The organism is Pseudomonas sp. Irchel s3h17 (assembly GCF_900187505.1).
Classification (GTDB): domain Bacteria; phylum Pseudomonadota; class Gammaproteobacteria; order Pseudomonadales; family Pseudomonadaceae; genus Aquipseudomonas.
Window position 1 is genome coordinate 26604 of record NZ_FYDL01000003.1, and the last position, 19985, is coordinate 46588.

The window sequence follows — 19985 nt, forward strand, 5'->3', positions numbered from 1 at the left end:
GGCCGGTGGACAGTATGGCGGGCTCAAGGCAAGCTTGGGCACGCCATGGATTCCGGTAGCCCGACATGCTCAGACGTTTGCTCTTCGTTCTCGCCAGTGCTTCGTTACTGCTTGCCACTGCTGTACAAGCGGCAGAAAAAACCAACCCCGACCTGGTGTTGCTGACGGAAAACTTCCCGCCTTACAACATGGCGAAAAACGGCAAGAACTTCGCTCAGGATGAGAATATCAATGGCATTGCCGTGGATATCGTCCGCGAGATCTGCAAGCGCGCTAACGTCACCTACAGCCTGACACTGCGTTTCCCCTGGGAGCGTATCTACAAGCTCGCCCTCGAGAAACCTGGCTATGGCGTGTTCGTCATGGCGCGCCTGCCGGACCGCGAGAAACTCTTCAAATGGGTTGGCCCGTTGGGGCCGGACGACTGGGTCATGCTGGCCAAGGCGGACAGCAAGATCGTTCTGGAGTCCCTGGAGCAGGCGCGCAAATACAAGATAGGCGCCTACAAGGGCGATGCGATTGCCGAAACCCTGTCCAAGCAAGGCATGGCACCGATCGTGGTGCTGCGCGATCAGGACAATGCGAAGAAGCTGGTCAACGGCCAGATCGATTTGTGGGCCACTGGCGACCCCGCCGGGCGTTACCTGGCGCGCCAGGAAGGCGTGACCGGCCTCAAGACCGTGCTGCGGTTCAACAGTGCCGAGCTGTACCTGGCACTGAACAAGGACGTGCCGGACGAGGTGGTCGCCAGGCTTCAGGCCGCGCTGGATCAGTTGCGCAAGGAAGGCGTGGTGGACGAGATCATGGCGCGCTATCTGTAGCAATTGCCTCGACATTCCCCAGTGTCGCGCTCAGGTATACGCCCTGCATGAATACGTTGTTCAATGTTGCCCTGGTCAGGTTCTGTTGCCGGTTTTCAACACCGATGATGCAGAGCGACCAGGCACCGTTTGCTGGACCGATTTCAGTATTGATATAGGCGTCTGTAGTGTCGATTGCGGCGCTGTAATTATCGGGGATCTTGCAATCTCTGGCGTTCCGGACCGCTTTGTAGCGATAGAAGGGCGTCTCGAGTGAAAACCCGAATTCCCAGGTAGGCAGCACGATCTGTCCATCCTCACGTTGCGATCTATGAACGTATGACTGGAAACTCCAGGGCGCCGTTACGATCAGGTCGACCGGTTCCAGCGAACAGTCCGGCCCATTACTGGTGAAGACGCCATCAATAAAACAGCTGTGCAGGAAGTTGGCAGAGTAGCTGTAGTTGAATCGGGCGGCCTCGCAGGAAGTTGAGTTTTCGCAGCCCGGCGACGATGGATCCATGCGGGAAGTGATGACTTTGCTGACGATGCCGGTGATTTCGTTGGTGCCACGGTTCAGCATCGGGCTGCCGGAACTGCCGGCGCGAAGGTCGCAACGATTTCTCATGGCCAAAGGGAAAACCCCGGGGTAATCGATGAAGGTTCCAGCAGTTTGTTCAGCGCAAGCACTCAATCGAAGCCCCTGTTCGGCAAAGCCGACAGGTGCGCCGATATTGAGTACATCATGGCTTTCGTAGGATTGATGGGATGCCAGCTTGAGTGGGTTGACCCCGGCCTGTATCAGCGACGCCAATGTCGCGTCGACCTCGAGTACTGCAAGATCGGTCCCGACCAGACTGCTCCATCGGGCGGTCCGGATGGCGTATCGGCGCTTACGCTGTGGCGTGTCATGAAAGTAGTGGAAGGTGACGCTGGCTTTCAAAGGCAGATGGGTCCGCGCCGAACCGTACTGAAAGAGCACGCAATGACCGCTGGTGAGCAGGTAAGCAGGGCCGGTGGCTTGGCCTTGCCTGTTTCGCGTATCCAGTAGAACGGCGCTGCAGGTCTCGCCCGATTGGAGACTGAGTCGTCCCACACCGCTCCAGATTTCATAAAAATGCTCACTGTTTTGCAGGGCTCTTGACGGTGAATCGTTGACGGCGCCTTCGCCCAGGTCGCGGGCCTGCACTGCGGAAATAGCCAGCAGGCCCATCAGGCCTGCGAAGCAAAGGAAGCTGAGGTATTTCATGTCCATTCCTTGGTGATGAAATTCAGGGTGAGCGCTATCGTGGCACTCGGCGGTGTACCGGCAGGTATAAATAGTTATCGCGAAATGGAGTGGGCTGCGAGGAATTACCGGGCGTTCGGGAGGCGGTACTGGCCATCCTTGCCGTGCGCTGCCGTTGCACGATTGCCGCGCACGCTGATCATCTGTTTGATATCGATCCAGTCAATGCTCTGAGCCTTGAGCCTGGGCAGCTCGCGCTCCAGCACCGCCAGGGTCTGCGGATAGGGATGGCCGATCATCACCGCCGAGCCTTGCTTGCGCGCCAGGCTGATGGCGGTTTGCAGCTGCGTGTAGATCGCCGCCTCGGTGCGCTCGTCATCGAGGAACACATCCCGCGACACGCTGGCCAACCCGATCTTCTGTGCCTCGGCAGCGGCAACGGTCTGCGCGCTGGTACGGCTGTCCACAAAGAATTTATGCCGCTGCTGCAGCTCGGCCATCAACCAGGTCATGGCCGGTCGCTGGGCGGTCATGCGGCTGCCCATGTGGTTGTTGATGCCTGCGGTGTAAGGCACGGCCTTGAACGCCGCATCCAGGCGTTTCTCAAGTTCTTCAACGGACAGCTCGGGGTGCCAGGCGAACGGGCCGGTGGCCGGGTCCATGGGCATGTGCAGGATGACGATTTTACCGGCGCGGTGGGCTTCCCGGGCAAATTCGGCGGCGTGGGGCGTGTCGGGCATGATGGCGGCGGTTACCGGGCCGGGTAGCGCCAGCACGCGACGATCGCGGGGTAGGTTCTGCCCCAGGTCATCGATGATCAGGCTCAGGTAAGCCTTGTGCGGTGTCGAGCCGGGCAGGGTGGGCGCTGCCTGAACAGCGCCCGCCAGGCAGCACCACAACCCCAGCCATAACCGCCAGTGCATCTTAGCGATTGCGGGTGATGCTCAGGCCTTTGAGCAGGCTCAGCGCCTGGGCCAGTTGGTAGTCGTCATCCTGCGGCATCGGCTTGGCCTTGCCGGCAGAGCCGCTTGGCTTGTCGGCGCCGCCGTTGCCATTGCCCAGGTGACCTTGCAGGTCGGCTTCCTTGAAGTACTCGCCGTCCTGCTCGCTGGTGATCTTGGCTTTGCGCACTTCGATGTCCGGGACGATGCCCTGGGCCTGGATCGAGCGCCCGTTCGGGGTGAAGTACAGCGCGGTGGTGATCTTCAGTGCGCGGTCGTTGTTCAGGGGCAGTACGGTTTGCACCGAGCCTTTGCCGAAGCTGGTAGTGCCCATCACGACCGCGCGCTTCTGATCCTGCAGGGCGCCGGCAACAATTTCCGAGGCCGAGGCGCTGCCGCCGTTGATCAATACGACCAGCGGTACCGCTTCGCTTTCATCCTTGCCCGTGGCCGAGAAGCGCAGCTCGGAGTTGGCGATGCGGCCCTTGGTGTAAACGATCAGGCCTTTGGTGATGAAGTGGTCGACCACCTCCACCGCCGATTGCAGCACGCCGCCCGGGTTGTTACGCAGGTCGAGCACAATGCCTTTGAGCTTCTTGCCGTTTTCCTTGCGCAGCTTGGCCAGGGCCTGGGAGACCTCTTCGCCGGTCTTAACCTGGAACTGGGTGATGCGGATGTAGCCGTAGCCCGACTCCAGCAACTGGGCCTTCACGCTTTTGACCTGGATGGTCGCGCGGGTCAGGGTGACGTCAAACGGCGTACCGCCGTCGCGCACCAGGGTCAGGGTGATCTTCTCGCCGATCTTGCCGCGCATCTTGTCCACGGCTTCGGTCATGCTCTGGCCGCGAGTGGGCTGGCCGTTGATCTTGACGATGAAGTCGCCGGCCTGGATGCCGGCCTTGGAAGCCGGGGTGTCGTCGATGGGCGATACGACCTTGATGAAGCCGTCTTCAGCGCCGATTTCGATGCCCAGGCCGCCGAACTCGCCACTGGTGCTTTCCTGCAGGTCGGCGAAGTCTTCCGGCCCCAGGTAGGCCGAGTGCGGGTCGAGGTTGCCGAGCATGCCCTTGATGGCATTTTCCAGCAGCGTCTTGTCGTCGACCGGTTCGACATAGGCGGCCTTGATCCGGTCCATTACCTCGGCGAAGGTGCGCAGTTCGTCCAGCGGCAATGGCGCCTTGGTCGTCGCGGCCGAGGCCGACGAGGCAGGTTCAGCGGCAAACGCCAGAGGCGCACCGATCACCAGAGCGATCGTCAGGGCCAGCGAGGTAAGGCGGGACAGATGCAGCATGTCGAACGAACTCCTGAATGAGAGGGTGCGCTTATCCTTGCGCACGGCACCACTGCGCTGGATCACTCGGGTGACCCTGCTGGCGAATGGCAAAATACAGCGCGGGCGTATCCTGGCCGCCACTGTTACCGACAGTGGAGATGGACTCGCCAGCCTTGACCACATCGCCCGCCGACTTCAGCAGGGTCTGATTGTGGCCGTACAAACTCAAATAACCGTTGCCGTGGTCGAGAATGACCAACAGGCCCGCGCCGCGCAACCAGTCGGCAAACACCACGCGACCACCATGGACAGCATGGACCTGGCTACCGGCCGAAGCGCTGATCATCACGCCATCCCACTTGGCCCGGGCATCGTCGCCGCGACTTTCGCCGAAGCGTGCCAGCAATCGACCATCAACCGGCCAGGGAAGTTTTCCCCGGGTTGACCCAAAAGGACCACCAAAGGTTTCACCAGCGCTTGAAACCAGTGCGCCGGGCGTTGAGCGGGCGGGTTTGCGTGGGGCGTCAGTGGCGTCCGCCTGAGCCTCACGTAAACGCTTTTTTTCGGCTTCCTGCTGGGCGATCAGCGCTTTTTGCCGCGCTTCTTCTGCCTCCCGGGCCTGGCGAGCCAGGGTTTCCTCGATGGTTTTGAGGACTTTGGACAGGTCGGCCTGGTCCTGCTCGCGGGCCTGCAGCTTCTGGTCGCGGGCTTTCACGTCGCTGTTGAGCTTGGCCAGGACTTGCTGGCGCTCCTTGCGGACTTTCTCGAGTTCGTCGCGCTGGCTGTCGAGGCTGCTTTTCTGTACCAGCAACTGGGCTTGTTGCAGGGCTATATCCTGCTCGACGTTGGCCAGTTGGCGCAGGGTTTCGTTGAAGTTCTTCAGCTGTTCCAGGCGGGCCTGGCTCAGGTAGTCGTAATAGGTGAGGGTGCGAGCGAATTTCTCGGGGTCCTGCTGGTTGAGCAGCAGCTTGAGATACTCCTGGCGGCCGTTCTGGTAGGCCGCGCGAGCCTGGGTGGCAATCAGTTGTTGCTGTTCAGTGCGCGCGCTCTGGAGTTTTTTTTTCTCGGTATCGAGTCGCTGCAGCTCGGATTCGCTCTTTTTCATCTCTTTTTGCAGGGCATCGACCTGCTTCTCGAGCTTGCCCATCTCGGTCTCGGTGCCCTTGAGGTCTTTCTGCACGCCGGACTTTTCTTCCTGCAGCTTGCCCAGCAGCTTTTTCAGCTCGGTAATGTCCTGACGCGTAGCGTCCAACTGTTGTTGGGTTTGCGCGCGCTCGTCAGCAAAAGCCGGTTGGAGCAGGCAGGTCAGGGCGAGGGCAATCAGGACGCGTAGCATAGAGGCGGGCGACACCGGGAGAAAAAAGACAGCCTAGTATGCCCGCCATGAACCGCAAAAAAAACGCCTCAAAGCCAACTGCTTTGAGGCGTTCGTCATAAAAAGCGGTTTATCGCCCTTTATTGAAGCGTTTTGAGCGTTAAACCAGGATCGAGGTGCCGGTCATCTCGGCAGGCTTTTCTAATCCCAGCAGCTTGAGCATGGTCGGAGCCACGTCGGCCAGTACGCCGCCTTCGCGGACCTTGAGGTCGCGCTTGCCGAAATAGATGAACGGCACAGGTTCCGTGGTGTGGGCCGTGTGGGCCTGGCCGGTGGACTCGTCGGACATTTGCTCGACGTTGCCATGGTCGGCCGTGATCAACGCTTCGCCGCCGACTTTTTCCAGTGCTTCGACGATGCGACCCACGCACAGGTCCAGGCATTCAACGGCTTTGACCGCAGCCTCGAACACGCCGCTGTGGCCGACCATGTCGCCGTTGGCGTAGTTGACCACGATCACGTCGTAACGCTGGTGTTCGATGGCATCGACGATCTTGTCGGTGACTTCAGGTGCACTCATCTCAGGCTGCAGGTCGTAGGTCGCGACTTGCGGTGAAGGGATCAGGATGCGCTCTTCGCCCGGGAACGGTTCTTCACGACCGCCGGAGAAGAAGAAGGTCACGTGGGCGTATTTCTCGGTTTCGGCAATGCGCAGCTGGGTCTTGCCGTTCTTCGCCAGGTAGTCGCCCAGTACGTTTTCCAGGCTGCCCGGGGCAAAGGCCGACGGCGCCGGGATGCTGGCGGCGTATTGGGTCAGCATGACAAAACCGGCCAGTTTTGGCTGGCGAGCACGTTCGAACTCCTTGAACCCGTCTTCGACGAACACGCGGGTCAGTTCGCGGGCGCGGTCTGCGCGGAAGTTCATGAACACCACGGCGTCGCCATCTTCGATTTTCACCGGCTCGCCAATGGTGGTGGCCTTGACGAATTCGTCGCTTTCGCCGCGTTCGTAGGCGGCTTGCAGGCCTTCCTGGGCGGTGGCGGCGTTGAACTCACCCTTGCCGTCAACGATCAGGTTGTAGGCCTGGGAGACGCGATCCCAGCGGTTGTCGCGGTCCATGGCGAAGTAGCGACCCACCAGGGTGGCGATGCGGCCCTTGCCTAGGGTCCTGAAGGTTTCGTCCAGCAGCTCGATCGACGATTGGGCGCTTTTCGGTGGCGTATCACGGCCATCGAGGAAGGCGTGCAGGTAGATCTTCTCGGCGCCGCGCTTGAAGGCCAGCTCGGCCATGGCAATCAGGTGGTCCTGGTGGCTGTGAACGCCGCCGTCGGACAGCAGGCCCATGAAGTGCACGGCCTTGCCAGCGGCAACGGCCTTGTCCACGGCTGCGCAGATGGTCGGGTTCTCGAAGAACTCGCCGTCGCGGATCGCTTTGGTCACGCGGGTGAAGTCCTGGTACACCACGCGGCCGGCGCCGAGGTTCATGTGGCCGACTTCCGAGTTGCCCATTTGCCCGTCCGGCAGGCCGACGTCCATGCCCGAGCCCGAGATCAGGCCATTCGGTACAGTGGCGTACAACCGGTCGAGGACCGGCTTCCTGGCCGCGAAGATGGCGTTGGACTCCTGGCTCTCACTGTGACCGAAGCCATCGAGAATCATCAGGACCAAAGGTTTAGGCGTGGTAGGCATAGATTCCACTCGTGGCTGAGTTAAAAAAGGGGCGATGGAAAAGGGAGTGGCAGTTTAAAGCGAAGTTCCGGTGCCGTCACCGCCGGACGGGGTTTGGCCCACCATAGTGGCTGTGTATACTGGCCGACATTTTAACGCCCTGGAACCTCCTTCGATGGTTGATCACCTGATTGCATTTGCCACTACCCACTATCTGCTTGTCGGCATCTTCGCCGTTCTGCTGGCGTTGCTGATCGCCCACGAGATGAAAGGCGGCGGCCGCAGCCTGAGCACCGGCGAGCTGACCGGGCTGGTCAACAAAGACACAGGCGTGGTGATCGACATTCGTTCGAGCAAGGATTTCGCCGCCGGGCATATTGTTGGCGCGTTGAACATTCCTCACGACAAACTGGCTGCTCGCGTGGGCGAACTGGAAAAACACAAGGCCAAGACCATCATCCTGGTCGACGCCATGGGCCAGACCTCCGGTACCCACGCTCGCGAGCTGATGAAGTCCGGCTTCACCGCCGCCAAGCTGTCCGGTGGGATCTCCAGCTGGAAAGCCGACAACCTGCCGTTGGTGAAGTGATATGTCGAACGTCGTCGTCTATTCCAGCGATTACTGCCCCTACTGCTCGCGAGCCAAGTACCTGCTTGAGAACAAGGGCGTAGCCTTCGAAGAGATCAAGGTCGATGGCAAACCGCAGGTGCGTGCCGATATGGCCAGCAAGGCCGGGCGTACGTCCGTGCCGCAGATCTGGATCGGTAGCACTCATGTGGGTGGTTGTGATGATCTGTTTGCCCTGGACCGCGCCGGCAAGCTCGACGCGCTGCTCAAGGCCTGACTGCTCCGTTCAAGAACAAGCAAACCTAAAAGACCCAAGATCAAGAAGGATCTGCGATGACTGACCAACAGAACACTGCTGCCAACGAAGAAGAAACTGCACCGCAATTCTCCCTGCAGCGCATTTACGTTCGTGACCTGTCCTTCGAAGCCCCGAAAAGCCCGGCGATCTTCCGCCAGCAGTGGGAGCCGAGTGTCGGTCTGGACCTCAATACCCGTCAGAAGGCTCTGGAAGAAGACTTCCACGAAGTCGTGCTGACCCTGTCGGTTACCGTGAAAAACGGTGACGAAGTGGCGTTCATCGCTGAAGTCCAGCAGGCCGGTATCTTCCTGATCAAGAACCTCGACTCGGCGTCGATGAGCCACACCCTGGGTGCTTTCTGCCCGAACATCCTGTTCCCGTACGCCCGTGAAACCCTGGACAGCCTGGTTACCCGTGGCTCGTTCCCGGCACTGATGCTGGCGCCGGTGAACTTCGATGCGCTGTACGCGCAAGAACTGCAGCGTATGCAGCAGGACGGCGCACAGACCGTTCAATAAGCCGCGCCGCTAAACATCGCGGGCAAGCCCGCTCCCACAGGATTGCGCAAAACCTGTGGGGGCGGGCTTGCCCGCGATTGTTTCTGTCAGGTGAAAACTCGCCGGGTGTTACTTGAAGCCCAGCTGGCGCCAGCCTTCATACACGGCGACCGCCACGGTGTTGGACAGGTTCAGGCTGCGGCAGCCTTCGCGCATGGGCAAGCGCAGGCGCTGGCCGTCTGGCAGGGCGTCCAGTACCTCGGCCGGCAAGCCACGGCTTTCCGGGCCGAACAGGAACGCATCGCCCTCGGCAAAACTGGCGTCATGGAACGGCCGCGAGCCCTTGGTGGTGAAGGCGAACAGGCGTGGGTGGCCGAGACTTTCCAGACAGCTGGCGAGGTCGGCGTGGCGCTGCAGGGTGGCATACTCGTGGTAATCGAGGCCGGCCCGGCGCAGGCGCTTGTCATCCATCTCGAAGCCCAGCGGCTCGATCAAATGCAGGTGGCAGCCACTGTTGGCGCACAGCCTGATAACGTTGCCGGTGTTCGGTGGAATTTCCGGTTGAAAAAGGATGACGTGAAACATGCACGGCTCCGCAGGTAAAGATGGGCAGCATTCTACGCCTGAAGTGGACTCGCGACCGAAGCTATTCCCACGGGTAATGGCCTCGCTGGCGATTGTCGGCCTGATGGTGGGCTTGATGGTTGGCCGCCTGACCAGCCCCGAACCGACCGAATTGCAGCAGGTCGAGGTGACGGGCGATGGCCTGGTGGTGTGGTTCAACAACGAACCCGGGACGCACGGCGAGTTGATCGACGGTAGCGTCGCGCTGCTGTTCGAGGCCGAGGGCAAGGCGCAGAAAGGCCAACTAAGGCTCAACGGCAAGGACGTGAACTGGCGGGTACGGGTAAGTGACAAGGGGCTGTTGCTGACACTGGTGGCGGCCCGGCCATTGAAGGGCGATTGGGCCGGCAGCGAGGTGGACGATCGCTGGCGACTGGAGATCCATCTCCGGGAGCAATAAAGAGGGAGTCCCGGCCTGCCTGTACCAAGGACCCCAAAGCGGCAGGGGCTCGTCGCGGTCTGCGTGATGAGCCCCGGGTGTAAAGAGGGGAATCCCCGGCCTGCCTGTACCAAGGTCCCCGAAACCGGGTAGTGATTGAGCTATTGCAGGGGGCGTGCCAGGTTTTAACAAGCTGCAATAAAAGAACTGGTGCACAGGCGAAAGCCCCGTAATTACGGGCTCTGGTGATTTTATCGGTGATTTTTCGGTGGTGGCGAAGTCGCAATGAAGCGGGCTGTGCAGTGCGCGATCGCGGTTCACGATGCATTCAGTCGGTGCACGGGGGCCACAAAAGCATCGCGGGCAAGCCCGCTCCCACAGGCTTGCGCAAACCTGATGTGGGAGCTGGCTTGCCCGCGAATGGATCTAAAGTGCCGACAAGAGACTAAGGCTGTTTAGCCCTCATCCCCCTCGTCATCATCCCCGCCATCGACCTTCATCCCCAGCTCCTTGATCTTGCGAGTCAGGGTGTTGCGACCCCAGCCCAGCAGCACGGCGGCGTCGCGACGGCGGCCTGCGGTGTGCTTGAGGGCGGTTTCGATCATGATCCGTTCGAAGCTGGGTACTGCGCTGTCGAGCAGGTTCGACTGACCGCGTGCCAGTGCCTGGTCGGCCCACTGGCGCAGCGCTTGCTCCCAGTTGGTCACCGGCGCCGAATCCTGCGGCAGGCTCAGCAGTTCTGGCGGCAGGTCGCCGATGTGCACTTCGCGACCCGAAGCCATCACCGTGATCCAGCGGCAGGTGTTCTCCAGTTGGCGCACGTTACCGGGCCATGGCAGGTTCTTCAGGTATTCCTCGGTTTCGCTTTTCAGCAGCTTCGGCTCTACCGCCAGTTCTTGCGCGGCGCGGGACAGGAAGTGCTTGGCCAGGGTCGGGATATCTTCGCGACGGTCCGACAGGCGCGGAATGTGAATGCGGATCACGTTCAGGCGGTGAAACAAATCTTCACGGAATTTCCCGGCATGCACCAGGGTTTCCAGGTTCTGGTGAGTCGCCGCGATGATGCGTACGTCAACCTTGACCGGAACATGGCCGCCGACACGGTAAAACTCACCGTCCGCCAGCACCCGCAGCAAGCGGGTCTGGGTGTCGGCCGGCATGTCACCGATTTCGTCGAGGAACAGGGTGCCGCCATCGGCCTGTTCAAAGCGCCCGCGCCGCAGGTTGGCGGCACCGGTGAATGCGCCTTTCTCGTGGCCGAACAGCTCGGACTCCATCAGGTCCTTGGGGATCGCTGCCATGTTCAAGGCGATGAACGGTGAGGTCGCCCGTGGGCTGTGGCGGTGCAGGGCGTGGGCCACCAGTTCTTTGCCGGTACCGGATTCGCCATTGATCAGCACGGTAATGTTGGAGTGGCTCAAGCGCCCGATGGCGCGAAACACTTCCTGCATGGCGGGCGCTTCGCCAATGATTTCCGGCGTGCGGGTCAGGGTCGGGGCGACTTCCAGCCCTTGCTGTTCCTGGGCATGCTGATTGGCGCGCTTGACCAGCGATACCGCTTCGTCAACATCGAACGGCTTGGGCAGGTACTCGAATGCGCCGCCCTGGTAGGACGCGACAGCGCTGTCCAGATCGGAGTGGGCGGTCATGATGATCACGGGCAGCCGTGGATGTTGTTCGCGTATCCGGGCCAGCAGGTCGAGGCCACTGGCACCGGGCATGCGGATGTCAGAGATGATCACGTCCGGTTGCTGGCGTGCCAGGCGGCTCATGACGCCATCGGCGCTGTCAAAGCTTTGCGTGGTCATGCCTTCCTGTTGCAAGGCTTTTTCCAGAACCCAACGGATAGAACGGTCGTCATCGACGATCCACACGGTTTCACTACGGCTCATGTCGATGTGGCTCCTTGTTCCAGTGGCAGAAAGATCGAGAACGTGGTGTGGCCTGGATGGCTGTCACATTCGATCAGGCCCTGGTGCTGGCTGATGATGTTCTGGGTAATGGCCAGGCCCAGCCCGGTACCGTCCGGGCGACCGCTGACCATGGGGAAAAAGATGGTTTCCTGCAGGTCGGCGGCAATGCCCGGGCCGTTGTCGATGATCTCGATCTTGGTCACCAGGCGATGGCGTACGTGGCCGATGGTGAACTGGCGCATGGCGCGCGAGCGCAGGGTGATTCGTCCCAGGCGCAGCTCGTTCTGGCTGCTGATGGCCTGCATCGCGTTGCGCACGATATTCAGTACCGCCTGGATCATTTGTTCGCGGTCGATCAGCACGTCCGGGATGCTCGGGTCATAGTCGCGCACCAATGTGATGCAGCCCTGGCTTTCGGCCTCGACCAGGTTGCACACGCGCTCCAGTACTTCGTGAATGTTGCACATGGCCAGCGACGGCAGCTTGTTTGAGCCGAGCATGCGATCCACCAGGTTCCGCAGGCGGTCGGCTTCCTCGATGATGACGTTGGTGTAGTCCTTGAGGCTTTCTTCCGGCAGCTCGCGAGCCAGCAGCTGGGCCGCGCCGCGAATCCCGCCCAGTGGGTTCTTGATCTCGTGAGCGAGGCCGCGTACCAGCATCTTGCTGGTCTCCTGCTTGGACAGCTGCGCTTCTTCCTTGGTGATGCGCAGCAAGCGGTCGCGTGGGTGTACTTCCAGCAACAGCAGGGTGGTGCCATTGCTCAGGATCGGTGTCACGGCATAGTCGACGGTCAGGGTCTGGCCGGTCAGGGCGGTGAGCATCGCTTCACGCTTGGTGAACGGGTGCGCCTGCTCGACGGCCTGGCGCAGGGAGTTCAGGGCTTCGGTCGACTCGGTAAACAACTCACTGATGAACTGGCCGTGGCTGCGCTGGCCGCTGATGGCCAGGAGCATTTCCGCGGCCGGGTTCATGTACTCAAGGCGCAGTTCGGCATTGAGCAGAATGGTCGCGGTGGTCAGGTTGTCGAGTAGCAAGCGGTGCAGTGCGTCGCTGATGGTCATTAGGACCTCTTTTGGAGCAAGGCAGCCCGGGGCCGGTCCCGGATTGCGCGCGCGAATAAATCGCCGATACGGGGAAAATGCAAAAACCAAACCAAGGCTCCGAAAAGAAGCAATAAACCCCTGAAACGGGCGTTTTAAGTTCGATTGCGTGGCGCTCTGCCAGCTTTGCCGGGTATTTTCGAACCAAAATGGGTTGCCATGTGGCAAGAGTGCAACCAATCGCACCAATATAGTGCGCAAACCAGAATGACGTCAGAAGAAAGAAGATTTCGGTCTTATTCTTCGAGGCGGTCACGGATCGCCGCCTGTCAGCGCTTCAGGGTTTGCGCGCCCGCTGCAGGCTGAAGGTGATCGCGGGGCTTTGTTGTACCGGGGTGTTTCCCGCCAGTACCTGAACGGCAAGGCTGTGCTCGCCACGGTCGATGTTGACCAGTTGCAGGCGCGGCCCGTTGCTCGGTTGACCATAGGGCTGGCCGTCCAGCAACAGGCGCAACCGATGGGCTTCCTGCAGGCGCGGCTCAATTCGCACATCAACGGTGAAGGTACCGTTGTTGGCGCGAAGGGCTTCGTGCGTGGGCAGGCCGGTCAGCTCCAGCGTCGAGTACGTGCGGGTGATCTCGGTGCGCGGGGCTGCTTGCGCGGTGGTGGGTGATGTCGGGGGCGAAAGGGTGTTCATGGGCGCAGGTTCAATCACCTGGCTCTCCACACCATCGGGTGGCCGACTGCCGTAGGCGGTATTGCCGTGAGCGTCGGTGTACACATGGATCTGTGCCGCGGCGGGCAGGGTGATCAGTGTGAGCAGGCATAAACCTAATGAGCGCATTGCAGGTTCCCGTTGGCGCCTGGTGGGCGTTCGCGCTGACGATTTCTGGCAAGAGCACCACGCGGGCAGGCTTCAAGGCCGCTCCGACAACGCAATCCCGGGGCTGCCAGCATAGAACACGATCAGTTCTACAGGGCTGTCACCTGTTTTGCCACGATGAACGATATCGACCATTTCTGCGAGTGTTTGCCCTTGTTTGAGTAATTGCGTCTGGCCGCTGGCTTTTGCCTCGACAGTCAATTCGCCCGACAGAATGTAGGCCGCGTTGGGGGTGGGGTGAGTGTGCCAGTCAAGTTCGGAATTGGCCGGAATCTTGAGTTTGAGCAGGGTCAGTTCTGGGCGTCCGTCAGGGTAGGCGATGTACTCGGTGCCGTCCCAGGATGCGCTGCTCTGGAGCAGGATTTGCTTTTCGATCACAGGTTTTGCGAGTGTGCTGCTGCAGCCCGACATCATCAGGCCGGCGAGGACGATGGACGAGATTTTCAGGGGATTCATTGGCAGGGCTCCGCTCTTGGGTCGTACGGCGTGGTAGTGCCGAAAAGACTAAGCGCGGCCAGGCGGAGTGGATGCCGGACGCAACGCTGATTTTCCGAGGAGGGTGCCGAATAAGTTGTCGGAAGCTTCCATAAAAAAGGCCTCCCGAAGGAGGCCTCTTTAGGGTCACGCTGCTTGCGCAAGCGCTACTGGATCAGCAGCTGTAGTACAGCTCGTATTCCAGTGGGTGTACGAAGGTACGAACCTTGATTTCTTCTTCGCTTTTCAGGGCGATGTAAGCGTCGATGAAGTCGTCGCTGAAAACGCCGCCTTTGGTCAGGAACGCACGACCTTTGTCCAGCTCTTCCAGGGCTTCTTTCAGGCTGCCGCAAACTTGTGGGATCTCTTTGGCCTCTTCAGGCGGCAGGTCATACAGGTTTTTGTCAGCAGCGTCGCCAGGGTGGATCTTGTTCTGGATGCCGTCCAGGCCAGCCATCAGCAGTGCAGCGAAGCCCAGGTACGGGTTGGCTGCTGGATCCGGGAAGCGGGCTTCGATACGGCGAGCGCGAGGGCTGGACACGTAAGGAATACGGATCGAGGCGGAACGGTTGCGAGCCGAGTAGGCCAGCATGACCGGTGCTTCGAAACCTGGGACCAGACGCTTGTAGGAGTTGGTCGACGGGTTGGTGAAGCCGTTCAGGGCCTTACCGTGCTTGATGATGCCGCCGATGAAGTACAGGGCGGTGTCGGACAGGCCGGCATAGCCTTCGCCTGCGAAGGTGTTCTTGCCATCTTTGGCGATGGACAGGTGAACGTGCATGCCCGAACCGTTGTCGCCGTACAGTGGCTTAGGCATGAAGGTCGCGGTGCGGCCGTATGCATCGGCAACGTTGTGTACGCAGTACTTCAGGGTCTGGACTTCGTCAGCCTTGGCAACCAGGGTGTTGAACTTCACGCCGATTTCGTTCTGGCCGGCAGTCGCCACTTCGTGGTGGTGAACTTCGATGACCAGGCCCATCTCTTCCATGGCGTTGCACATGGAGGTACGGATTTCGTGGTCGTGGTCGAACGGCGGAACAGGGAAGTAGCCGCCTTTGACGCCTGGACGGTGGCCTTTGTTGCCGCCTTCCACGTCCTGGTCGGACATCCACGAACCTTGTTCGGAGAAGATCTTGAACATCGAGCCGGAGATGTCGGACTTGAACTTCACTTCGTCGAAGATGAAGAATTCAGGCTCTGGGCCAACAAATACGGTATCGCCGATACCGGTCGACTTCAGGTATTCCTCGGCACGCTTGGCGATCGCACGTGGGTCGCGGTCGTAGCCTTGCATGGTCGAAGGCTCGATCACGTCGCAGACCAGGATCAGGGTCGGCTCTTCGGTGAACGGGTCGAGGACGGCAGTGGTGTCGTCCGGCATCAGGATCATGTCGGAGGCTTCGATGCCTTTCCAGCCAGCGATGGAGGAGCCGTCGAACATTTTGCCTTCTTCGAAGAAAGCATCATCCAGCGCGTCGCGAGCCGGCATGGTCACGTGGTGCTGAGTGCCTTTGGTATCCGTGAAGCGCAGATCAATCCATTTGACGTCATGATCTTTGATGAGTTGAACCGACTTCGACATAGTGTCCTCCGGGTGGCTTCGGGCTTAGTAATGGATAGCCCTTGGAATGTGGGTGATGCCGGCGCGAATACTCTGCCAAGGCAACCTGCCTCACAAGGGAGCAAATTGCATGCCAGTGCCCCGACTTGGGTTTTCTGCCCCAATATCACGCTTATAAAGGCGCAAAGCCCTGAAATACGAAAAATAGCGCCCTCTAATGTAGCGTCAGCTGCCGTAAATGACCCGTTTTGGTGCATCGAAAACCTTCTGCATATTAACTGGTTAAACCTTGAGCAATTTCCGCTATAATCCGCGCCCCCCTTTTTCGGCTGGCCGTGCGCGTGCTGTTTTCATGAAACTAATCGTAAAAGTCTTCCCCGAGATCACCATCAAAAGCCGCCCGGTACGGATGCGTTTCATCCGTCAGTTGGCCAAGAACATCCGTGCCGTGCTCCGCGATCTGGACCCGGCCGTGGTGGTGAACGGCGTGTGGGACAATCTCGAGCTGGAAACGCACGTCACCGACCCCAAAGCCTTGAAGGACATGACCGAGCGCCTGAGCTGCATGCCGGGTATCGCGCATTTCCTGCAGGTCGACGAGTACCCGCTGGGCGACTTCGACGACGTCGTCGCCAAGTGCAAGCTGCACTTCGGCGAGGCGCTGGCCGGGAAGATTTTTTCGGTGCGCTGCAAGCGTGCCGGCAAGCACGAATTCAGTTCGATGGACGTCGAGAAATACGTCGGCAGCCAGCTGCGTCGTCAGTGCGGCGCCGCCGGGATTTCCCTGAAAGAGCCGCAAATCGAAGTCCGCATCGAAATTCGCGACAAACGGTTGTTCGTGATTCACAACCAGCACAACGGCATCGGCGGTTATCCGTTGGGCGCGCTGGAACAGACCCTGGTACTGATGTCCGGCGGTTTCGATTCCACTGTCGCGGCCTACCAGATCATGCGTCGCGGGTTGATGGCGCACTTCTGCTTCTTCAATCTCGGCGGGCGTGCCCACGAGTTGGGCGTGATGGAAGTCGCGCACTTCATCTGGAAGAAGTACGGCAGCTCCCAGCGCGTGTTATTTGTCAGTGTGCCGTTCGAGGAAGTGCTGGGAGAAATTCTCGGCAAAGTCGATAACAGTCATATGGGCGTAGTATTGAAGCGTATGATGTTACGCGCTGCGTCCCGAATCGCCGATCGACTGGAGATCGAGGCGCTGGTCACCGGTGAGGCGATCTCCCAGGTTTCCAGCCAGACGCTGCCGAACCTGTCGGTGATCGACTGCGTGACGGACAAGCTGGTATTGCGCCCGCTGATCGCCAGTCACAAGCAGGACATCATCGACCTGGCCAACGAAATCGGCACCGCCGACTTCGCCAAGCACATGCCGGAATACTGCGGGGTCATCTCGGTGAACCCCAAGACTCACGCCAAGCGTCCGCGCGTGGAGTACGAAGAACAACAGTTCGACATGGCGGTACTTGAGCGTGCGCTCGAGAACGCCAAGCTGGTGCCGATCGATCGGGTGATCGACGAGTTGGGCCAGGACTTGCAGATTGAAGAAGTCAGCGAAGCGCTGGCCGGTCAGATCGTCATCGATATCCGTCACCCGGATGCCGCTGAAGACGACCCGCTGGACTTGGCTGGCGTCGAAGTACAAACGATGCCGTTTTATGCACTGAACGCTCGTTTCAAGGAACTGGACCCTACTCGCCAGTACCTGCTGTATTGCGACAAAGGCGTGATGAGTCGCCTGCATGCCCACCATTTGCTCAGTGAGGGGCATGCCAATGTGCGCGTTTATCGACCGAGCTAAGAGCCCGGGGCTGTATGCCTGTGGCCTGCGTCACCGGCCCCCCGACTCTGCCGTCAAGCTGTAACGGCAAGGCCTGACTCTACTGTAAATCGCTGCCAAGACTTGTCAGCACACCGAATCCTCTGATCGAGATACACAAGTGATCGAAAATCTACGCAACATCGCCATCATTGCTCACGTTGACCATGGTAAAACCACCCTGGTAGACAAACTCTTGCGTCAATCCGGCACCCTGGAGCGCAACGAGCTCAACGACGAGCGCGTGATGGACTCCAACGACCAGGAGAAAGAGCGCGGTATTACCATTCTGGCGAAAAACACCGCCATCAACTGGAACGGCTACCACATCAACATCGTGGACACCCCGGGCCACGCCGACTTCGGCGGCGAAGTTGAACGCGTAATGTCGATGGTCGACTCCGTTCTGCTGCTGGTTGACGCTCAAGACGGCCCTATGCCGCAAACCCGTTTCGTGACCAAGAAGGCTTTCGAAGCCGGCCTGCGTCCAATCGTGGTAATCAACAAGGTTGACCGTCCAGGCGCGCGTCCGGACTGGGTTCTGGACCAGATCTTCGACCTGTTCGACAACCTGGGTGCCACCGAAGAACAGCTGGACTTCAAAGTCGTCTACGCCTCGGCCCTGAACGGTATTGCTGGTCTTGAACACACCAACATGGCTGAAGACATGACTCCGCTGTACCAGTCGATCATCGACGACGTACCTGCGCCGAAAGTCGACCGCGATGGCCCGTTCCAGATGCAAATCTCGGCACTGGACTACAACAGCTTCCTGGGTGTTATCGGCGTTGGCCGTATCGCTCGTGGTCGCGTCAAGCCGAACACCCAGGTTGTGGCGATCGACGCCGACGGCAAGCGCCGTAACGGTCGTATCCTGAAGCTGATGGGTCACCACGGTCTGCACCGCATCGACGTTGAAGAAGCAGCTGCCGGCGACATCGTCTGCATCAGCGGCTTCGACCAGCTGTTTATCTCCGACACTCTGTGCGACCCACTGAACGTCGAAGCGATGAAGCCGCTGACCGTTGACGAGCCAACCGTTTCGATGACCTTCCAGGTTAACGACTCGCCGTTCTGCGGCCGTGAAGGCAAGTTCGTCACCAGCCGTAACATCAAGGAACGTCTGGACAAAGAGCTGCTGTACAACGTTGCACTGCGCGTTGAAGAAGGCGACTCGGCTGACAAGTTCAAGGTCTCCGGCCGTGGTGAGCTGCACCTCTCGGTACTGATCGAAACCATGCGTCGCGAAGGCTTCGAAATGGGTGTTGGTCGTCCTGAAGTGATCATCCGCATGGTTGATGGCGTCAAGCACGAACCGTACGAAAACGTGACCATCGACCTGCCGGAAGAATCCCAGGGCGCGATCATGGAGCAAATGGGCCTGCGTAAGGGCGACCTGACCAACATGGTTCCGGATGGCAAGGGCCGTGTGCGCCTTGAGTACAACATCCCGGCTCGTGGCCTGATCGGTTTCCGTAACGAGTTCCTGACCCTGACCTCCGGTGGCGGCATCCTGACCTCGATCTTCGACCGTTACGACGTGATGAAGTCCGGCGACATGTCCGGCCGTCAGAACGGTGTACTGGTTTCGGTTGCCACTGGTAAGGCACTGACTTACTCGCTGGAAACCCTGCAGGCCCGTGGCAAGCTGTTCGTTGAACACGGCCAGGACATCTACGAAGGTCAAATCGTTGGCTTGAACAGCCGCGACAACGACCTGGGTGTGAACCCGACTAAAGGCAAGAAGCTCGACAACATGCGTGCTTCGGGTAAAGACGAAACCATCGCACTGGTTCCGCCTGTCAAGTTCTCGCTGGAGCAAGCTCTGGAGTTCGTACAAGAAGACGAACTGTGTGAAGTGACTCCTAAGTCCATCCGTCTTCGCAAGAAGATCCTGGGCGAAAGCGAGCGTACCCGCGCTGCGAAGAAGTCCGGTAACTAAGTCATTTAGTTAGCTGACAAAAAAACGCCCCCGACCTTGCGGTCGGGGGCGTTTTTGTTTGTCCGGGATTTGTGCGATGTCTGTGGCGAGCGAGCTTGCTCGCGCTGGGCTGCGTAGCGGCCCCAGGATATTTGCAGCTAACGTCGATTTTGTGAGTGCTGCGCACTCAAGCGCGAGCAAGCTCCCTCGCCACAGGTAACAGGCTTCGGATCAGAACTTGTCCAGTGTCCGCAGCTTGGTCTCGCGTACCACTTCCTTGGGCTTGTACGCGCAATACCCCGGCCGCGGGCCGATTTTCGGGTGGTTGCGGCAGGTATCCGGGCGCTTGTCATAAATAGTGCAGAAACGGCTCTTACGATCCAGGTACAGGCAATCGTTGTTGCTCATGCGCTGGAGCGTGAAGATTTCCGACTTCTGGTTGTAACGCTCGACGATCCCTTCCTTTTGCAGGCGCTTGGCGATGTTCTTCGGCGGATCGCCGCGTTCGAACTCATCAACGATGCCGATGCGGATCAGATCCTTGATCTTGACCTCGACCGGCAGCGTGCAGCAGCTGGACACGCAGCCGCCGCACATATGGCTGGAGTATTTCTGCCAGGTCTCGAGACGGTCGAGTTCCGCGGCGGCGATCAGTTGAGGCTTCATCAGGTTTCCAAGGGGTAGCGTTGTATCCGGGCGCGGGATCATACGGGATTGGTGGTTTTTTGAACAACTTTTTCAAGGTTCCGGCACGGCCCCTGCATCCTTTTGCCCCT

19 protein-coding genes are annotated in these 19985 nt (G+C 59.8%); 7 read left to right on the top strand and 12 right to left on the bottom strand.

The window, feature by feature from the left end; all coding sequences use genetic code 11:
• Positions 1 to 65: 65 nt before the first annotated feature.
• Positions 66 to 821 (top strand): ABC transporter substrate-binding protein, encoded by a 756-nt coding sequence (locus tag CKW25_RS04225; protein ID WP_095077945.1) that lies wholly within the window; start codon positions 66 to 68, stop codon positions 819 to 821.
• Here CKW25_RS04225 and CKW25_RS04230 read toward each other — a convergent pair.
• The 5 genes from CKW25_RS04230 to gpmI form a co-directional block, all read right to left on the bottom strand.
• Positions 802 to 2049, bottom strand: coding sequence for a serine protease (locus CKW25_RS04230; RefSeq protein ID WP_095077946.1), 1248 nt, complete (start codon positions 2047 to 2049; stop codon positions 802 to 804). The genes CKW25_RS04225 and CKW25_RS04230 overlap by 20 nt on opposite strands.
• Positions 2050 to 2153: 104 nt before the next feature.
• Positions 2154 to 2951 (bottom strand): divergent polysaccharide deacetylase family protein, encoded by a 798-nt coding sequence (locus tag CKW25_RS04235; protein WP_095077947.1) that lies wholly within the window; start codon positions 2949 to 2951, stop codon positions 2154 to 2156.
• A 1-nt stretch (position 2952) separates the two neighbouring features.
• The gene (locus CKW25_RS04240; protein WP_095077948.1) at positions 2953 to 4260 is read right to left on the bottom strand and encodes a S41 family peptidase; all 1308 of its coding nucleotides are present in this window, start codon (positions 4258 to 4260) and stop codon (positions 2953 to 2955) included.
• Positions 4261 to 4291: 31 nt separating this feature from the next.
• Positions 4292 to 5578 (bottom strand): murein hydrolase activator EnvC, encoded by a 1287-nt coding sequence (locus tag CKW25_RS04245; RefSeq protein WP_095077949.1) that lies wholly within the window; start codon positions 5576 to 5578, stop codon positions 4292 to 4294.
• Positions 5579 to 5717: 139 nt separating this feature from the next.
• Positions 5718 to 7247, bottom strand: a complete 1530-nt coding sequence (gene gpmI / locus CKW25_RS04250) for a 2,3-bisphosphoglycerate-independent phosphoglycerate mutase (RefSeq protein ID WP_095077950.1) — start codon at positions 7245 to 7247, stop codon at positions 5718 to 5720.
• Between the two features lie 154 nt (positions 7248 to 7401).
• Here gpmI and CKW25_RS04255 point away from each other — a divergent pair, with 154 nt between their 5' ends.
• The 3 genes from CKW25_RS04255 to secB are packed head-to-tail and all read left to right on the top strand — an operon-like array spanning position 7402 to position 8610.
• Entirely contained in the window at positions 7402 to 7815 is a 414-nt protein-coding gene (locus CKW25_RS04255; RefSeq protein WP_095077951.1) for a rhodanese-like domain-containing protein, read from the top strand.
• A 1-nt stretch (position 7816) separates the two neighbouring features.
• Positions 7817 to 8071: a glutaredoxin 3 gene (grxC, locus tag CKW25_RS04260; protein WP_095077952.1), complete on the top strand. Its 255-nt coding sequence runs from the start codon at positions 7817 to 7819 to the stop codon at positions 8069 to 8071.
• Positions 8072 to 8127: 56 nt separating this feature from the next.
• Positions 8128 to 8610, top strand: a complete 483-nt coding sequence (secB, locus tag CKW25_RS04265) for a protein-export chaperone SecB (protein ID WP_095077953.1) — start codon at positions 8128 to 8130, stop codon at positions 8608 to 8610.
• A 108-nt stretch (positions 8611 to 8718) separates the two neighbouring features.
• Here secB and CKW25_RS04270 read toward each other — a convergent pair whose 3' ends face one another.
• Positions 8719 to 9174, bottom strand: coding sequence for a tRNA (cytidine(34)-2'-O)-methyltransferase (locus CKW25_RS04270; protein ID WP_032862277.1), 456 nt, complete (start codon positions 9172 to 9174; stop codon positions 8719 to 8721).
• Here CKW25_RS04270 and CKW25_RS04275 point away from each other — a divergent pair.
• Positions 9173 to 9613: a hypothetical protein gene (locus CKW25_RS04275; RefSeq protein ID WP_095077954.1), complete on the top strand. Its 441-nt coding sequence runs from the start codon at positions 9173 to 9175 to the stop codon at positions 9611 to 9613. The two genes, CKW25_RS04270 and CKW25_RS04275, sit on opposite strands and share 2 nt — an antisense overlap.
• A 434-nt stretch (positions 9614 to 10047) precedes the next feature.
• Here CKW25_RS04275 and ntrC read toward each other — a convergent pair whose 3' ends face one another.
• From ntrC to glnA, 5 genes are all read right to left on the bottom strand, one after another.
• Positions 10048 to 11484 (bottom strand): nitrogen regulation protein NR(I), encoded by a 1437-nt coding sequence (ntrC, locus tag CKW25_RS04280; protein WP_095077955.1) that lies wholly within the window; start codon positions 11482 to 11484, stop codon positions 10048 to 10050.
• Positions 11481 to 12566: a nitrogen regulation protein NR(II) gene (gene glnL / locus CKW25_RS04285; RefSeq protein ID WP_095077956.1), complete on the bottom strand. Its 1086-nt coding sequence runs from the start codon at positions 12564 to 12566 to the stop codon at positions 11481 to 11483. Before glnL ends, ntrC begins: the two co-directional genes overlap by 4 nt.
• A 316-nt stretch (positions 12567 to 12882) precedes the next feature.
• Positions 12883 to 13389 carry a DUF4124 domain-containing protein gene (locus CKW25_RS04290; protein WP_095077957.1) on the bottom strand — a complete coding sequence of 169 codons (507 nt, stop codon included), beginning with the start codon at positions 13387 to 13389 and terminating at the stop codon, positions 12883 to 12885.
• A 72-nt stretch (positions 13390 to 13461) separates the two neighbouring features.
• Positions 13462 to 13842, bottom strand: coding sequence for a cupin domain-containing protein (locus tag CKW25_RS04295; protein ID WP_371854736.1), 381 nt, complete (start codon positions 13840 to 13842; stop codon positions 13462 to 13464).
• A 235-nt stretch (positions 13843 to 14077) separates the two neighbouring features.
• A complete protein-coding gene (glnA, locus tag CKW25_RS04300; protein ID WP_095077959.1) occupies positions 14078 to 15484 on the bottom strand; it encodes a glutamate--ammonia ligase in 1407 nt (468 codons plus the stop codon).
• A 331-nt stretch (positions 15485 to 15815) separates the two neighbouring features.
• Between glnA and thiI the strand changes: the two genes are divergently transcribed.
• Positions 15816 to 17270 carry a tRNA uracil 4-sulfurtransferase ThiI gene (gene thiI, locus CKW25_RS04310; protein ID WP_095077961.1) on the top strand — a complete coding sequence of 485 codons (1455 nt, stop codon included), beginning with the start codon at positions 15816 to 15818 and terminating at the stop codon, positions 17268 to 17270.
• A gap of 139 nt (positions 17271 to 17409) precedes the next feature.
• Positions 17410 to 19230 carry a translational GTPase TypA gene (gene typA / locus CKW25_RS04315; protein ID WP_095077962.1) on the top strand — a complete coding sequence of 607 codons (1821 nt, stop codon included), beginning with the start codon at positions 17410 to 17412 and terminating at the stop codon, positions 19228 to 19230.
• 210 nt (positions 19231 to 19440) lie between these two features.
• Here the strand turns inward: typA and CKW25_RS04320 are convergent, their stop codons facing one another.
• On the bottom strand, positions 19441 to 19875 hold the full coding sequence (locus CKW25_RS04320) for a YkgJ family cysteine cluster protein (RefSeq protein WP_095077963.1): 435 nt from the start codon (positions 19873 to 19875) through the stop codon (positions 19441 to 19443).
• Between the last annotated feature and the right edge of the window lie 110 nt (positions 19876 to 19985).

Coding starts and splice junctions, on each gene's coding strand:
- CKW25_RS04295 (WP_371854736.1), bottom strand. CDS start 13,842: ATGATGTCGGGCTGCAGCAGCACACTCGCAAAACCTGTGATCGAAAAG.
- CKW25_RS04225 (WP_095077945.1), top strand. CDS start 66: ATGCTCAGACGTTTGCTCTTCGTTCTCGCCAGTGCTTCGTTACTGCTT.
- CKW25_RS04275 (WP_095077954.1), top strand. CDS start 9,173: ATGCACGGCTCCGCAGGTAAAGATGGGCAGCATTCTACGCCTGAAGTG.
- CKW25_RS04245 (WP_095077949.1), bottom strand. CDS start 5,578: ATGCTACGCGTCCTGATTGCCCTCGCCCTGACCTGCCTGCTCCAACCG.
- CKW25_RS04235 (WP_095077947.1), bottom strand. CDS start 2,951: ATGCACTGGCGGTTATGGCTGGGGTTGTGGTGCTGCCTGGCGGGCGCT.
- CKW25_RS04255 (WP_095077951.1), top strand. CDS start 7,402: ATGGTTGATCACCTGATTGCATTTGCCACTACCCACTATCTGCTTGTC.
- CKW25_RS04320 (WP_095077963.1), bottom strand. CDS start 19,875: ATGAAGCCTCAACTGATCGCCGCCGCGGAACTCGACCGTCTCGAGACC.
- grxC (WP_095077952.1), top strand. CDS start 7,817: ATGTCGAACGTCGTCGTCTATTCCAGCGATTACTGCCCCTACTGCTCG.
- glnA (WP_095077959.1), bottom strand. CDS start 15,484: ATGTCGAAGTCGGTTCAACTCATCAAAGATCATGACGTCAAATGGATT.
- CKW25_RS04230 (WP_095077946.1), bottom strand. CDS start 2,049: ATGAAATACCTCAGCTTCCTTTGCTTCGCAGGCCTGATGGGCCTGCTG.
- secB (WP_095077953.1), top strand. CDS start 8,128: ATGACTGACCAACAGAACACTGCTGCCAACGAAGAAGAAACTGCACCG.
- ntrC (WP_095077955.1), bottom strand. CDS start 11,484: ATGAGCCGTAGTGAAACCGTGTGGATCGTCGATGACGACCGTTCTATC.
- thiI (WP_095077961.1), top strand. CDS start 15,816: ATGAAACTAATCGTAAAAGTCTTCCCCGAGATCACCATCAAAAGCCGC.
- CKW25_RS04240 (WP_095077948.1), bottom strand. CDS start 4,260: ATGCTGCATCTGTCCCGCCTTACCTCGCTGGCCCTGACGATCGCTCTG.
- glnL (WP_095077956.1), bottom strand. CDS start 12,566: ATGACCATCAGCGACGCACTGCACCGCTTGCTACTCGACAACCTGACC.
- gpmI (WP_095077950.1), bottom strand. CDS start 7,247: ATGCCTACCACGCCTAAACCTTTGGTCCTGATGATTCTCGATGGCTTC.
- CKW25_RS04290 (WP_095077957.1), bottom strand. CDS start 13,389: ATGCGCTCATTAGGTTTATGCCTGCTCACACTGATCACCCTGCCCGCC.
- CKW25_RS04270 (WP_032862277.1), bottom strand. CDS start 9,174: ATGTTTCACGTCATCCTTTTTCAACCGGAAATTCCACCGAACACCGGC.